Source organism: Acetobacter aceti (assembly GCF_002005445.1).
Lineage (GTDB): Bacteria > Pseudomonadota > Alphaproteobacteria > Acetobacterales > Acetobacteraceae > Acetobacter > Acetobacter aceti_B.
In genome coordinates, this window is the sequence record NZ_CP014692.1 from 1688699 (window position 1) to 1703153 (window position 14455).

The window sequence follows — 14455 nt, forward strand, 5'->3', positions numbered from 1 at the left end:
TCAGGTCAGGTTCCGAAAAGGTGAAGCACGATCTCTCTTCTGTGTGGCGTCCGCCGATGCTCGAAAAGGTAAAGGCCCTGCCAGATACCCAGCACCGGCCCGGAATCCATGACCGGAATGGTGAGGCCAGATTGCGTCAGCATTGTCCGCAGATGGGCGGGCATGTCGTCAGGCCCTTCCGTGGAATGCTGGTATCGACCGTGTTCTTCCGGAACGAGGGTTTCAAAAAAAGCGGCGATATCGGCGCGCACTGTTGAATCCGCATTTTCCTGCACGGTGAGCGAGCAGGACGTGTGTGGACACCAGAGCGTCAACAGCCCGGTGAATATGCCTGTTCCGCTCACCCAGTCCAGAACAGGCCGGGTGATGGGGACAAGTCCCTTGCCCTGTGTTCTGAGCGTCAGGCGATGGGTGTGCTGTTTCATGATCTTTCTCCCTGTCAGGTCAGTCGGATGGTGAGGATCAGGAAGACCTGTCCATCCTGTCGGCGGGTCTGCGGGCTGATTGTCGGAACAGCCTTTCTTCTGTCCACCGAACCGGTGCGTGCCGCGGAAAGTCTGGACTGGCTGACGGACCCCGGTGGATGGAGTGATCTGAAGAAACAATGGCAGAAAGCCGGCGTCGATGTCAGCATTGAGGATATCGAGGAACTCTGGTCCATTCCGACCGGTAGCGCCTTGGCCTCCCAGCACTATATCGGTCTGACAGATGTGGCTGTTGCGCTTGATCTGGCAAAGCTTTCCGGAAGCCACGCACGCGACGGGTCCTGGGGTAAATTCGAAGTCAGTGCTCTTGATCTCAGAGGGAAGCCTTTCAGCAACTATCCGCTATATGCCTTCAATCAGACATCATCCAGCGAGTCCGATCCGAACCTGCGGCTATATGAGCTGGCTTACAACTGGACCAGTCCAGATGGACATATCGACACGCGGATCGGCAAGCTGGATCTGAGTCAGGACTTCATGATCAGCACAACGGCGCTGATTTTCCTCAACGCTTCTTTCGGTTGGCCAATGTTGCCGGACAACAATCTATATGGACAGGGACCATCTTCTCCAACCGCACCGCCAGCCGTACGGTTACATTACACTTTTTCAAAAAAATGGCTGGCTCAGATTGCTGTTGCCGATGACAATGCGACCGGCGCTCGATCCTTCATCAATAATACCGATCCATGGAACCAGAATCAGGACCCGGGCGGCACACGTTTCAATTTCAGAACAGGTGCCTTCGTGATCGGTGAGGTCGCCCATAACGTCAATCACGGCGGAAAGACGGGGATATACAAGGCCGGATTCTATGTCGACACCGGGCGCTTTCCGTTACAGGCCAATCAGGATGTCAGCCGACGTGGCAACTGGGAAGTCTATATGATCATGGATCACACGCTCCTGAAGAATACAGGAGCGGGCGAGTTGCAGGGCTTTGTGCGCTGGGAATATACGGGACTGGCAGACCGCAACCAGATTTCCTCTTCGCTGGATGCGGGCCTGGTTCTTGATAGCCCGTTTCATCGCTCCGGTGACAATGTCGGGATTGGTTTCGGTTACGCGGCTCCCAGCCATTACCTGATGCTCCAGCGTCCGGACGGCACGGCGAAGCATCACGGCAATGAATACCATCTGGAGCTGACCTATGCGGCGCAGGTTCTGTCGTGGCTGGCGGTGCAGCCGGATGTGCAGGCGCTCATCAATCCCAGTGGTGGAGCTTATGATAACGGCAGGAAAGTGAAATCCGCGCTGATCTTCGGTCTGCACATGGGGGCGTCTTTCTGACCCCTGAAATCACCCTGATGTTTTTCCCGTGCTGTGCAGACGGTCGCGATGTGGCACAAGTCGGTCCCTGATCTCGATAACGCGCAAGGAACGACATGATCACGCGCCTTTTTCCTGTCTGGGCCGTGCTGTTTTCTGGTGCGGCGCTTGTCTGGCCAACAGTTTTTACGGCGTATGGCTGGGCCGTGACGTCTCTTCTGGCGTTTATCATGGTCACGATGGGCGTGACGCTCACGCCCGGCGATTTCCTGCGCATTGCCCGCAAACCCAGGGCGGTCATTGCCGGGATCGGCCTGCATTATCTCGTGATGCCACTGGCCGCATGGCTGATTGCAACGATACTTTCCATGCCGGAAGATCTGAAAACCGGCATGGTTCTGGTGGGCTGCGTCGCCAGTGGCACGGCGTCCAATGTCATCATCTATCTGGCTGGCGGCGATGTGGCTCTGTCCGTCAGTATCAGCATGGTTTCGACACTGGTCGGGATTGTCGCAACACCGCTGCTGACCCGCCTGTACTTATCGGCGGACGTGGTCGTGGACAGTTGGGGACTGTTTCGCAGCCTGCTGATGATTGTAGCGTTTCCGCTGATCGGCGGACTGGCGATCAACACGTTGTTTCACAAGGCGGTCCGTCGGATTGAACCCGCTCTGCCGCTCGTGGCCATGCTGTCGATCCTGCTGATCATCGCGAGCATTGTCGCCAGTGTGAAACCTTCTCTGGCTGCGGTTGGTCCGCTCGTGCTGATGGGCGTCGTTCTTCACAACGCGACCGGCCTGCTGGGCGGATACTGGGGTGGGCGTCTGCTGGGGTTTGATGAGGCGGTCTGCCGGACGCTCGCCATTGAGGTGGGGATGCAGAATTCCGGTCTCGCGGCGACACTGGGGCGGCTTTACTTCGCGCCGCTCGCAGCCTTGCCGGGCGTGATTTTTTCAATCTGGCATAATATCTCCGGTTCGATTCTGGCGGGATACTGGAATGCGCATCCGGCCAGAAAAACCGAAGGAAAAGGCTGAAAGGGCTGCAACCGGCCTGCGTCAGTGCAGGCCAAGTCCTGACTTCAGGCCCGCTGCATCCGTCTGCATTTCGAACCCGGGATGGCCGGGCTGAAAAAGCACGGCCGATGCAAGTGACCCTGTCACGACCGGGTCAAAACCCGCTGCTTTCACAAGTTCTTCCACGCGCTGAAGCGAAGTCGCGTCATCTCCTGCCACCGGGATGGCCAGACGGGGAGATGGCCTGCCCGCCTCGGACGCCAGCACGCTCATATCGATGGAATTGAAACCGCGAACGACATGCGCGCCGGGGAAATAGCGCTGTGTGGTCAGTCCGGCGCCGTCCCGCTCGGCGACGGACGCGATAGAGCCATCACGGAACGGATAAAAATTGGTGGCGTCAAGAACAGTCTTGTCCCTGAGCAGAGGCGCCAGTTTTTTTCCGACAGCGGGGATGGCGCGATAGGGGACCGCAAGCAGAACGACAGTTCCAAAGTCGGCGGCGTCTTCAGGTGTGCCCGCCGAGGCATTCGGTCCGAGACTGGACGCCAGTTCTTTGGCGCTGCTTAAATCCTGCGCTGAAAACATCACATGATAGCCTGCCTTGATCCACAAACCGCCGAGTGTGCCAGCCACATGCCCGGCACCGATAACGCCGATTGTCGGGAGAGTATCCGCTGCACGGACAGGGCGTCCGGTTGCGGCAAGCCCAGACAGGGCTGTCAGACCAGCCAGAAGAAGGTTGCGTCGCTTCATGCCTGGCGTCACCTTTTTTCCTCTCCGGAACCAGAACTTTTGAGACCGAAAACAGGATCGGACTGAGGAAAGGGCAGGGTGGTCAGGCGGGCCATCTGCTCCGGGGTGGGGGCCTGACGCACAATGTCGAAGTTCTGTTCGGGAGGATAAGCGCCGACAACCAGAAAATCCCTGTCCGAAGAAAGTTTCATGTGGCCGGTTCCCGCTGGCAGCAGGGCAATATCTCCGGCCCGGACTTCGATCTGTCGCCCGTTCGGACCGCCAAGCATCAGATGCGCAGCTCCTCCCGCAAAGCCGAGCACTTCATGGCCTTCTGTGTGGTAATGATGGAAGGAATAGACGCCATTGCGCCATTGAGGAGGCCAACCGTTCTGCTGGAACAGACTTTCAAAATTCGCGGCTGGGTCCGGACCGTCGATGGAGAGTGCGTTGCGGTAGAGAACGACCGGCAGCGACTGATTGTTCGGAACCCAGTCGTTTCTCTGAAGCAGAAAGCTTTCGGTCCTGACTGGTGTGGCCGCCGCCGCTGACCGGACGCCGGTTTTTCCCAGAGACAGCCCCATTCCCGCCAGAATGGAATTGAAGACACGCCGTTCCATGTCGGTCACTCCCGTTCTGAATTCAGAACACCGATATGACGCCCTCAGCTTATGGCCACCAAATCAAATAATATTGTCTGACAGCGGGTATGCCTGGACTGGATGCGGGTCTCAGCCCTGTTTGACTGCGTCGGGCGTCTCGTGCCGACGTGGCATTTCCGGAACACTTTTAGGGTCTATATTACGCAGGAATCGTTCGGCAAGAGCACCATAAAGTGGCTGCTTGCAGATCATTCTGGAAACACCGAAGGCCAGAAACGAACTGGCGAGCAGGGCAAGTGTCACCTGCTGGTTGTCACACATTTCCATGACAATCACGGTCGCCGTCAGTGGAGCCTGAACGACGGCTGAGAAATATGCCACTGTGCCGAGGAGAACGACCGCGCCCGGTGTTGTATGTGGCAGGAACTGCGCGATCCAGCCACCCATGCCCGCTCCCACGGACAGGGAGGGAGCGAACAGGCCGCCGGGGATGCCGGAGCAGTAGGATACGATGGTGGCGATGAATTTCAGCACGAAATAGGAGGCTGGATAATGTTCTTCGCCATGAATGATCGAGCGGGCCTGTGAGTAGCCGGTGCCGTAGGTCATCCCGCCGGAAGCCAGTCCGATGAGCGCAAGGACAAAGCCGCACAGGACCGCGAACGCAATCGGCCGCTCAGCCACAAAACGTCCGGCCCGACCCGGTAGTCCCCTGGACGCACGGATCAGAATGGCGGAAAAGGAGCCGCCGGTGACGCCGCCGAGCAGGCCGCAGGCAATCACGGCCAGCCAGCTTACGCCGAGTGGCACGACGGAATCCGTGTGACCGAAATAGCTGTAATTACCCATCAGCGCGATGGCCGTGACGCCGGACAGCACCACTCCGGCCAGAACTACACCACTGGTCCGCTGTTCGAAGGAGTGGGCGAGTTCCTCAATGCCGAACACGATGCCCGCCAGTGGCGTGTTGAAGGCGGCAGCTACTCCGGCAGCGCCACCCGTCAGGACAAGAGCCCGCCGGGAGATGATTTCTCCCATATTCAGGTAGCGGCCCACGGCGTTCATGATAGCCGCTCCGATCTGCACGGTCGGGCCTTCGCGACCGATGGAAGCGCCAGCGATAAGCCCCAGACAGGTCAGGCCGACCTTGGCCGCGGCTATCCTGAGAGACAGGATACGGTCAACGAGTTTCTGGTCGGAGAGATGCATGCAGGCGATGGCCTGCGGAATGCCGGACCCCTGCGCGCCACGGAAAAAGGTCCGGGTCAGCCATATCGAGAGCGCCAGACCGCCGGGGGTCACAACCAGCATCAGCCACGGGCTGTAGGCGATGATGATGTTGCGCAGATGCGCGGCCTGATCGGCGAGAGCCGCGAAACTGATTGCCGCCAGACCGACTATGATCGAGCCGCCCCAAAAGATCAGCTTCCGCCGCCATTCATCTGTGGTGATACGGGCTGTATCGCGGAAATGTCGGATGCGACCGGTGGGGGAAACCATCGTGTATTAGTCAACTCATGTCTTGCGCCAGAAGTCCGGTGTTCGACTCTGCGCAGTAAAGGGGTATGCGTCACGGCTTACGCCCGACGCCTGCCTATTCCAAGAGTAAACGCCGCCGATAGTTTCATTCCGGCAGGTCAGTGTGAGATTTTAATAACACCTTGTGGCGTGAGCGAGGACGATGCCGCTGTCCTTGGCCTTGTGTTCCGGTTCAACATGAATGTTGATCACACAGCGTCCGAGCGCGTTGCGAAGTCCGGCTTCGATGCGGTCACAGATGTCATGCACGACAGCAACCGTCATGGTGCCCGGTACCACCAGATGAAACTCGATGAAGGTAATCGCCCCCACTTCACGGATACGGATGTCGTGAGCTTCGAGAGCGCCCACGGCCTTTTCCGCAATGACTTCATTGAGTCTGGAGAGAATGGCTGAGTCGGGCGCCTCGTCCATCAGGCCGGATACGGACTGGCGCAGCATCTCCCAGCCTACCCGGAGCACGTTGACTGCGATGAGCGCCGCAATCGTCGGATCGAGCCAGTGCCATCCGGTGAGAGGGATCAGAGCCAGCCCCGCCACCAGTCCAAAACCGGTCCAGACGTCAGAGAGAACATGCTGGCCGCCGGCGACAAGAGCAGGCGAGCGGATGCGGCGACCAATGCGAAGCATGGTCAGACCCCATGCAAGATTGACGGCGGTCGCCACACCATTCAGGACGAGACCGAGCCAGGGAGCATCGACATTCTGAGGATGGACAAAGCCCTCGTACGCTTCACGGGCGATCAGGAGCGCCGTGACCAGCACCATGGCGCTCTCGATAATCGCTGAAAGATATTCGGCCTTGTAGTGTCCGTATGTGTGGTTGTCGTCAGCGGGTCTTTCCGCGAGGTGAATGGCCCACAGGCCGCCGATGGCGGCTGCGACATTGATGACGGTTTCAAGAGCATCCGACTTCAGGGCGATACTTCCCGAGACCGCCCATGCTGCATATTTCAGTCCAAGAGCGACAAGGCTGACGCCGAGACTGACCCACGCAATGAGGTTTTTGCGCCGGTTAACTGTCTCACCTTCCGACTCAGGCATGGATTGCTCCTGTGCAACTGACATCACAGGCGACGGTTTCGATCTGGATCGTCGTGTGGACGATGCCAAACCGCGTGCGCAGCATCTGGTTGGCGGCATCCAGAATCTGGTCGTTACTGCCTGTTGTTCCATCGGTTGTGCGGACCAGATGCGCTGTCAGGGCCGTTTCCGTGGTGCTCATCGCCCAGACATGGAGGTCATGCAGGTCGGTGACGCCGGGCAGCGTGCGGAAAAATCTTTCGATTTCGGTCATGTCGATCCCCTGGGGAACCGCATCGAGCGCCATATCGAGAGAATCCCGGAGCAGCGACCAGGTTGTCAGGACAATCAGCGCCGAAATGAGCAGACTGATCGCCGGGTCAAGCCATTGCAGACCTGTCAGCAGGACCAGCCCACCGGTAATGACGACCGCCAGCGATGCAACCGCATCGGTCGCCATGTGCAGGAAGGCCCCCGGATATTGAGGTCGTCCTTCTGCCCTTTCATGAGCAGAAGGGCCGTTCCGCCATTCACGAGAATTCCCACAGCCGCCACGATCATGACGGTCAAGCCGGAGACGGTTTCCGCAGGATGGAGCAGCCGCAGGACAGCTTCCCAGGCAATGCCGCCGGTCACCAGCAGCAGAATGACCGCATTGGAAAGCGCGGCGAGGATGGAGGAGCGGCGAAGGCCGTAGGTGTAGCGTTCGCTCGGGCTTCTTCTGGTCAGGCTGTGAGCCAGCCATGCGGCTCCCAGAGCAAGAATGTCCGACAGGTTGTGTCCGGCGTCCGCAAGCAGCGCGAGGGAGTGGGAGAGAACGCCCCAGATCGCTTCAATCACCAGATAGACGCTGTTGAGCACCATGCTGACGGCGAAGATCCCGCCGAACGTATCCGGCGCGTGATGATGGTGACCGAAAAGACCGTGATCATGGCCGTCATGCCCATGATCGTGGTTGTGATCATGCCCGCTGCAACTGCTCGCGTGATGGTCGTGAGCGTGCGCTGAATGGTCGTGATCCGCGTGATCATCATGCGTGTGATCGTGATCGTGGGTGTCGTGTGAACACTCTGGGCCATGCATGAAATCAGCGTCCTCGTTTTTCTCTGGTGATGTCAGGAGCAGAGATCCTGCACGCTCGCGGACGGGAGGTTCACGTTTTTTGCCTTCAGCGCATCGCGGACGATACGCAAGGAGTGGGCAAGAACCTCATCGGCAGTCAGCGTATCTGTTTCGATCTTTACGGCGTCATCCGCCATGCGGAGGGGCGCGGAAGCGCGAGTGCTGTCGGCATGATCTCTCGCGATCAGCGCCACTTCGACTGTCCGGACAAGCTGGTCCCGGTCAGGCGCATCGTCACTGCCGCCATTCTGGATATAACGTCGGACGGCGCGTGCATAAGGACTTGCCGTAATGAACAGTTTCACATCGGCGTCCGGAAAGATGACCGTACCGATATCGCGACCGTCGAGCACGGCGCCGTTCTCCCGGGCGAACAGGCGCTGCATGTCCACAAGAGCCTGCCTGACGGCATTGTCGCGCGCAACGAGGGAGGCTGCGGCATCGACATCCGGAGTGCGGAGATCCGTGCGCTGCAGGTCCGCCAGTGAAAGCGAGCGCGCGATGCTCTCTCCCGATGTCGAGGCTGGATCGAGCCCGGCATTGATCATCAGACGCCCCACGGCGCGATACAGCAGACCGGTATCGAGGTGGGGCAATTCCAGCGCTTCAGCCAGACGTTTGGAAAGAGTGCCTTTGCCAGCCGCTGCCGGACCATCCACAGCAATGATGGGTGCCGATCCTGTCACCGGTCTTGTCATGGAGAAACATCCTTTGGTCTGGTGCATCTGCGTTGTGGGCGATACGCGGACGGGACTCTGGCGTCAATCTGCCAGTGGATGTGAGGGCCTGTGAAATGGCGAGGTCGTCTGTGTCGCGTATTTTATATCCGGGCTTTTCCCCCGCTGCCACGCTGAAATCGGAATTTTTGCTCAATCGGTTCGGGAATGCGGGGCAATTGAAGGTATGAGCGTGAAAGACCATATCCAGATGAACAAGGGAGCGCCGCGTGGGACGTATATTGATAACCGTTGGTGCGGCGATCATTCTGGTCGGACTACTGTGGCCTTACCTGCAGAAACTTCCCATTGGGCGGTTGCCGGGCGATATTCTGATCCGGCGGCAGGGCTTCACCCTGTATATGCCGCTGGCGACGGGGCTTCTCCTGAGCCTTCTGTTTTCTTTTATTCTCTGGCTTGCGAGGCGCTGATCTCTGGTAGACGCAGGGAAGGGCTGATAGGGATAAACGACAGACAAGAGACCGGATTTCAGGTTGGGAAGACAATATGATGGTCGCCAGCGATCATGGCCTGCGATGATGAGCACTGAAGACGGAGCGCGCGCGTCTGCATCCGCAACCGGCTGGTCGTGGCGCTTTCGGTGGCGTGCTCTTGCGCTCTGCGGTGCTCTGGCGGCCTGTCAGGCCTCGCCGGTCGTCAGCACCAGACCCACCCCTCATACACTGGTCTACAGCTACATGATCGCTCACGGCATGGCGCGTGGCGCGGTGATGTCCGGCGGCATAACACCGCATAGGCTCACGGAAATCATCGTGCTGGACCATGCGGCTCTTCTGGCCGTGGCGCGGGAGGAAACGTCACCCGGCGACAGTAACATGCAGGCGGCGAACAGCGCGATTGAACGCCTCATTGCCGTGACGGAACCGATGGACGGCGCCCCCTCAGAGCCTTCTGTCCAGACAAGATCAGCAGCAGGGGCGCGCTGAAAATATCAGTGAGCGAAACTGTCTTTTCTCACTGATATCTGGCTGTCTCGTCAGATTTCCTGCTTCTCAGATTTCCTGCTTCACTGCGGGCCGCGTATCCTTACGCAGACGTTTTTCGCCCAGCAGCAGGAGCAGTGGAGCTGCGATAAAGATCGACGATGACGTGCCGACCACAATGCCGAACAGCATCACCCAGGCAAAACCGGACAGACTTGCGCCTCCAAAGAAAGCCAGCGGCAGGGCCGCCAGAAAGACCGTGGTGGACGTTCCCAAGGTGCGGCTCAGAGTTTCGTTGATGGAGAGGTCAAGCAGTTCCCGCAGCGGCATGGTGCGATAGCGGCGCAGGTTTTCGCGGATACGGTCATACACCACCACCTTGTCGTTGGTGGAGTAGCCGAGAATCGTCAGGATCGCCGCGACCATCACCAGATCGAACTCGAAGTGGGTCAGCACGAGAAAACCCACCGTCTTCGTCAGATCAAGCACCAGTGTGACGACCGCCGACAGAGCGAACTCCCACTCAAAGCGGAACCAGATATAGCCGAGGATCATCAGCAGGCTGATGCCGAGCGCCAGCAGACCATTGCGGAACAGTTCGGAGGAGACGGACGCGCCGACGGCGTCAGCCCGCACAATGGTCGCACCCGGCTGAGCCTCGGCGATGGCGTGACGGACTTCATCGACAACCGCATTGGTGTTTGTCTGCTCGTTCGCGCCAAGCCGTATCAGCACGTCATCCGGCCCACCGAATGCCTGCACGCCGTCAGTCTTGATGTTGTGCGCCGTCAGAGCCGTACGGATCCTGCCGAAATCGGCGGGCCCACTGGTTTTGGCTTCCACGACGATGCCGCCACGAAAGTCGAGTCCGAGCGTCAGGCCGGGGTGAAAGAACAGAATGACCGAAGCCAGTGACAGCACGGCGGAGGTTGCCAGACCTGCAAACCGGCCACGCATGAAGTTGATATGCGTATCCTTGCGGACAAAGCGCAGAAGGGGACGTCCGAACATGATACGCCTCTCAGACCGGAAGTGTGGACGGACGGGTGAGGGCATACCAGCGCACCATCAGCATCCGAGAGAGAAGAAGGGTGGAGAACAGCGTCGTGGCGATGCCAATCGTGATCGTGAGAGCAAAGCCGCGCACAGGGCCTGTTCCGAACACGAACAGCATGACGTGAGCCAGAAAGGCTGTGGCGTTACTGTCGAGCACGGTCGCTGTGGCGCGCTCGAACCCGGCCTGCATGGCGGCGAGCGGGGTACGACCACGCTTCAGTTCTTCACGGATACGCTCGATAATCAGGATGTTGGCGTCTACCGCCATGCCGAGGGTCAGCAGCATTCCGGCCATACCGGGTAGCGTCAGCGTTGCCCCGAACAGCGACAGGATCGCCAGCATCAGCACAAGGTTGGCGAACAGGGCGACGTTCGCATACCAGCCGAAACGACCGTAGAACAACGCCATGAAAATGATCACGAGCACAAAGCCGATCAGCAGGCTGAGGGCTCCGGCCCGGATGGAGTCAGCGCCAAGCGACGGACCGATCGAACGCTCTTCCACGACTGTCAGAGGCACCGGTAACGCGCCAGCGCGCAGCAGCAGGGCCAGATCCGTCGCCTGATGGGCGTCGAAGTTGCCGGTGATGATACCACTGCCACCCGTGATGGCCGTGCGGATCACGGGCGCTTCAATGACCTTGTTATCCAGAACGATTGCAAAGCGACGACCGACATTGGCCTGCGTCACGTCACCAAAGGCGCGGGTGCCGACTGAGTCGAGAGAGAAGCTGACAGCCCAGCCACCTGTCTGATCGTCGGTTGTCGCGCCGGCATTGGTGAGGTTCACACCATCAACATCGACGTGATTACGCACGGCGAGCATGCTGCCCGGATGATCGGTCGATGGCAGGAGGGTGTCACCGGGAGGCGCGATTGGCGTGCCGGGCGGCAGTTCATCGACAAGCCGGAACGTCATCTTGGCTGTGGTGCCGAGTAGGGCTTTCACACGCTCCGGATCACTGATACCCGGAAGCTCGACCACGATGCGGTCTTCACCCTGTCGCGTAATCTGGGGATCAACAGCACCCGTGGCGTCGATACGACGTCGGACAATTTCAATGGCCTGAGAAACAGCATCGTGTGTCCGGACCCGCATGGCGCCACTGTCGAGCGTTATGGCGATGGTGTCGTCAGGGCGTGTGGTGACTGAAAATTCGTTTGGAACTGTGCGGGGCAGATCGTCCAGCACTTTCAGATCACGGTCCTTCTCTGAAGGATCGCGAGGCTGAAAGGTGATTTCGGCCCTGTCCGGATTGATCGCAATGTTGCGATAACCAAGATTGGCGCTGATCAGTGACTGCCTCAGTGAATCAGACAGACTTTGCAGGCGGTCGCGAGTGAGGGAGGACAGATCGACCTGAAGGAGAAGATATGAGCCTCCCCTGAGATCCAGCCCGAGATGAATCTCAGGCCAAGGGATGGACGCCGCAGGTTTGCGAACGAAATTGGGCACGCAGAGCAGTGCGCCGAGCAGGCACACAGCAGCCACGGAGAGCAGTTTGATCCGGCTGTAATACATCATTGCGTAGGCGACCGTTCTCCGTCGTGTCCGAAACAGGGAGCTTCTGCCATGACAATGGCTCGATCCTTTTTCGTCCGGTACGTCTTATAAAAGCGCGCGGAAGATGCAAGGCATCAGGTCTGAATGCAACCGGCTGACACGGCTTTCCTGCACCATGAAAGGCCGATGTTTTGCGTCGGCAGAGAGTAAATTTTTCTGAAAAGGTGGGGTAATAATTATTTTATGTTTTATAATCAATGTATTATATGTATTTTTTAATGTGTTTTATATAATAAAACATGTTGTGGCGGTACAAGACATTTCCTTCAATCCTCAGCCCACCAAAACGAGGGGGATGAAAAGGCAACTGTAATTTGATAAATAAATTAAGAAATAAATATAATGTTTTTATTATAAAAGATTATATTTTATATGGAGAATTTTTTAGTTATGTCGCCCGCATAAGCCCGAGACTCCGGTCAAGCGCTGATCGCACACGTTCTGCCGAGTGACGAATGCGGATATACTCACGCCCGGCCTTCGCCAGAGACGCGGCCTTTTCCGGATCGTGGTAAAGTCCGGCGGTGAGCTGCGCCAGACCGGCAGCGCTGCTTGTAACGGAGCTTAGTAATTCCTGAGGAAGGTTCATGCCTTCCGTCGCGATCGGCGTGGCGATACAGGGTATGCCCGCGGACCAGCTTTCCAGAACCTTGCTCTTGATGCCGGCCCCGAACCGTAAGGGCGCGATTGTCAGACGCACAGAGCGCAGGAAGCTGTCCAGGTCCGCGACATGCCCAAGCACTCGCACGCCGGGGATTTCACCCATCTGAATGATCAGGTCCGGCATGGCGCTTCCAACCAGCAGGATTTCTATGTCTGGGGCCTTCTCCCGCAGAAGAGGAAGGATATCGCCGACCAGCCACTTGGCTGCATCGATATTGGGAGCATGGCCATAATGCGCGATAAAAGCGACGCCGTTCCGTCGTTCAAAAGGAAGAGGCGGCTCTTTCAGGGATAGATGCCAGGGAACGACGTGAATGCTGGCCGTCGGCACGGCGGCAGCCAGCAGGTCAGCTTCGACGGGCGAATGGGTGATCACGCTGTGTGACGCCCACGTCGCCATATGTTCCCGCACTTTTTCCTGTCCGGACGCCGTTCGTAGCTCGGGACGATTTTCCGCGATCGCCTGCCGTTCCAGCCGCAGCCACGCAAGATCGGCGACGCTTGAGATCAGGCGCGCGCCCGGCATGTAAAGTCTTGCCAGATCGAGGTATCGACCCGCATTGGACAGACGATGGAAATAGATGGCGTCAAAGCTGTTTGTCTGGGTTCGGAGCAGTGATTCCACTGTCGGGTAAGCAGGAGCATGCCAGCAGGAAAAGTCCTGTTTTTCGAGCTCCCGGATCGCTGCAACGCCGGGTTCCATGACCGAGGCGATAAAGCTGACTTCGTAGTCAAGCGCCTGTGCGGCCTGCATGTGTGAGAGGATGGCGCTGGAGCCGGCGTCGCGGGTAGGGTCTGGCGCACGATCATCGACAAACAGGATTCTGAGCGCGGTGACGCCCGGCTCTGCCTCCTTGCGGCGTTGGGCAAGGCGATGATGTTCCGTTGCCGCCTTGCGCGAATCTTCACGTCCCTGTTGGCCGCGAAGCTGGTGTGTCTGATCAGCCAGAAATTCCAGGGCGGCTTCACGCTGGCGTGCCGTTGCTATTCCCTGCAGAGTTTGCCGGACGTGCTGACGAAATGTCTCGTTGAAACGGCGCGATGCCGGAAAATAGAGAGGTGAGCCGGGTAGAGGCGTATTGGTCTCCGCGCAGAGAACGGAAACCACATGATCGCTGTCCAGTGAAAGCGGTGGAGACAGCATGATATCAAAGCCGTAGCGCCCGTCGCTCAGACCATTATCACGGAGATCCGGTCGGAACTGATTGGCGAGCATGCGATGCTGGAGCGCGTCATCGACCATGATCGCCACGCTGAGGCGCATGTCAGGGTGAGTATCGCTCCGAAGCCAGCCTGCAATCCGGTCGCGACCGACGATATCGATCGAGGCGCGCATCGTGGCGGGTATGGTTCCTGCAAGATGCTCGACAAAGGGCAGAGGCAGGCGGTCAGGGAGCAATAGCACGTTGAAAGAGCTGATGGTGGCGGCAGGAACGGCGTCATCAGGAATCAGGATCGAAAAAGCATGGTGCCCGTCGGCGCTGCCCGGGATGATCAGATCCTCCCGAAAGCGATCGGCCATGGTGTCGGCGATCTGGTTGCCGTGACACACTATGCCGACCTTATAGCGGAGCGATGGATCAGCAAGATTTCTTGCCCAGCCAGCCACCGTCCAGCCTTTGCCGGGTGTGTGACTGATGACGTCGACAAACCCGGCAAAGGCTGATGCAGCTATGACGGCTGATTTTTCTGACACGCTCATGAAGAGCAGTCTCGGATAT

Annotated in this window: 13 protein-coding genes and 1 pseudogene; 4 read left to right on the plus strand and 10 right to left on the minus strand. The window is 58.5% G+C overall.

Annotated features, from left to right (window positions below; all coding sequences use genetic code 11):
• Positions 1–5: 5 nt before the first annotated feature.
• Entirely contained in the window at positions 6–425 is a 420-nt protein-coding gene (locus A0U92_RS07565; protein ID WP_077812691.1) for a secondary thiamine-phosphate synthase enzyme YjbQ, read from the minus strand.
• A 27-nt stretch (positions 426–452) separates the two neighbouring features.
• On the opposite strand from A0U92_RS07565, the gene A0U92_RS07570 reads away from it, so the two are divergent.
• Together A0U92_RS07570 and panS are read left to right on the plus strand one after the other, a co-directional pair.
• Positions 453–1775 carry a carbohydrate porin gene (locus A0U92_RS07570; protein WP_077812692.1) on the plus strand — a complete coding sequence of 441 codons (1323 nt, stop codon included), beginning with the start codon at positions 453–455 and terminating at the stop codon, positions 1773–1775.
• Positions 1776–1870: 95 nt separating this feature from the next.
• Positions 1871–2791 (plus strand): ketopantoate/pantoate/pantothenate transporter PanS, encoded by a 921-nt coding sequence (panS, locus tag A0U92_RS07575; RefSeq protein WP_077812693.1) that lies wholly within the window; start codon positions 1871–1873, stop codon positions 2789–2791.
• Positions 2792–2812: 21 nt separating this feature from the next.
• Here the strand turns inward: panS and A0U92_RS07580 are convergent, their stop codons facing one another.
• From A0U92_RS07580 to A0U92_RS07610, 6 genes and pseudogenes are all read right to left on the minus strand, one after another.
• Positions 2813–3526: an NADPH-dependent F420 reductase gene (locus A0U92_RS07580; RefSeq protein WP_187668891.1), complete on the minus strand. Its 714-nt coding sequence runs from the start codon at positions 3524–3526 to the stop codon at positions 2813–2815.
• Between the two features lie 8 nt (positions 3527–3534).
• Positions 3535–4125: a cupin gene (locus A0U92_RS07585; RefSeq protein WP_077812695.1), complete on the minus strand. Its 591-nt coding sequence runs from the start codon at positions 4123–4125 to the stop codon at positions 3535–3537.
• Positions 4126–4236: 111 nt separating this feature from the next.
• On the minus strand, positions 4237–5607 hold the full coding sequence (locus tag A0U92_RS07590) for a chloride channel protein (protein ID WP_077812696.1): 1371 nt from the start codon (positions 5605–5607) through the stop codon (positions 4237–4239).
• Positions 5608–5757: 150 nt separating this feature from the next.
• Complete coding sequence (locus A0U92_RS07595; protein ID WP_077812697.1) at positions 5758–6690, minus strand: cation diffusion facilitator family transporter; 933 nt, start codon at positions 6688–6690, stop codon at positions 5758–5760.
• Positions 6683–7752 (minus strand): annotated as a pseudogene (locus A0U92_RS07600) (cation diffusion facilitator family transporter). Before A0U92_RS07600 ends, A0U92_RS07595 begins: the two are co-directional and overlap by 8 nt.
• Positions 7753–7784: 32 nt before the next feature.
• Positions 7785–8489: a (d)CMP kinase gene (locus A0U92_RS07610; protein ID WP_077812699.1), complete on the minus strand. Its 705-nt coding sequence runs from the start codon at positions 8487–8489 to the stop codon at positions 7785–7787.
• Between the two features lie 248 nt (positions 8490–8737).
• Between A0U92_RS07610 and A0U92_RS07615 the strand changes: the two genes are divergently transcribed.
• Together A0U92_RS07615 and A0U92_RS07620 are read left to right on the plus strand one after the other, a co-directional pair.
• Positions 8738–8938 carry a DUF2905 domain-containing protein gene (locus A0U92_RS07615; RefSeq protein ID WP_077812700.1) on the plus strand — a complete coding sequence of 67 codons (201 nt, stop codon included), beginning with the start codon at positions 8738–8740 and terminating at the stop codon, positions 8936–8938.
• Between the two features lie 63 nt (positions 8939–9001).
• Positions 9002–9454 (plus strand): hypothetical protein, encoded by a 453-nt coding sequence (locus A0U92_RS07620; RefSeq protein ID WP_236748317.1) that lies wholly within the window; start codon positions 9002–9004, stop codon positions 9452–9454.
• A gap of 66 nt (positions 9455–9520) precedes the next feature.
• On the opposite strand, the gene secF is transcribed toward A0U92_RS07620, so the two are convergent.
• The 3 genes from secF to A0U92_RS07635 all read right to left on the minus strand — a co-directional run bounded on the left by secF (position 9521) and on the right by A0U92_RS07635 (position 14436).
• Positions 9521–10462 (minus strand): protein translocase subunit SecF, encoded by a 942-nt coding sequence (secF, locus tag A0U92_RS07625; RefSeq protein WP_077812701.1) that lies wholly within the window; start codon positions 10460–10462, stop codon positions 9521–9523.
• A gap of 10 nt (positions 10463–10472) precedes the next feature.
• On the minus strand, positions 10473–12029 hold the full coding sequence (gene secD / locus A0U92_RS07630; RefSeq protein WP_475638754.1) for a protein translocase subunit SecD: 1557 nt from the start codon (positions 12027–12029) through the stop codon (positions 10473–10475).
• 430 nt (positions 12030–12459) lie between these two features.
• The gene (locus tag A0U92_RS07635) at positions 12460–14436 is read right to left on the minus strand and encodes a glycosyltransferase family 4 protein (protein WP_077812703.1); all 1977 of its coding nucleotides are present in this window, start codon (positions 14434–14436) and stop codon (positions 12460–12462) included.
• Positions 14437–14455: the final 19 nt, after the last annotated feature.

Excerpts from the sequence above, each read along its gene's own strand:
- A0U92_RS07610 (WP_077812699.1), bottom strand. The coding sequence starts at position 8,489 with ATGACAAGACCGGTGACAGGATCGGCACCCATCATTGCTGTGGATGGT.
- A0U92_RS07585 (WP_077812695.1), bottom strand. The coding sequence starts at position 4,125 with ATGGAACGGCGTGTCTTCAATTCCATTCTGGCGGGAATGGGGCTGTCT.
- A0U92_RS07595 (WP_077812697.1), bottom strand. The coding sequence starts at position 6,690 with ATGCCTGAGTCGGAAGGTGAGACAGTTAACCGGCGCAAAAACCTCATT.
- A0U92_RS07565 (WP_077812691.1), bottom strand. The coding sequence starts at position 425 with ATGAAACAGCACACCCATCGCCTGACGCTCAGAACACAGGGCAAGGGA.
- A0U92_RS07635 (WP_077812703.1), bottom strand. The coding sequence starts at position 14,436 with ATGAGCGTGTCAGAAAAATCAGCCGTCATAGCTGCATCAGCCTTTGCC.
- secF (WP_077812701.1), bottom strand. The coding sequence starts at position 10,462 with ATGTTCGGACGTCCCCTTCTGCGCTTTGTCCGCAAGGATACGCATATC.
- panS (WP_077812693.1), top strand. The coding sequence starts at position 1,871 with ATGATCACGCGCCTTTTTCCTGTCTGGGCCGTGCTGTTTTCTGGTGCG.
- A0U92_RS07570 (WP_077812692.1), top strand. The coding sequence starts at position 453 with ATGGTGAGGATCAGGAAGACCTGTCCATCCTGTCGGCGGGTCTGCGGG.
- A0U92_RS07590 (WP_077812696.1), bottom strand. The coding sequence starts at position 5,607 with ATGGTTTCCCCCACCGGTCGCATCCGACATTTCCGCGATACAGCCCGT.
- A0U92_RS07580 (WP_187668891.1), bottom strand. The coding sequence starts at position 3,526 with ATGAAGCGACGCAACCTTCTTCTGGCTGGTCTGACAGCCCTGTCTGGG.
- secD (WP_475638754.1), bottom strand. The coding sequence starts at position 12,029 with ATGTATTACAGCCGGATCAAACTGCTCTCCGTGGCTGCTGTGTGCCTG.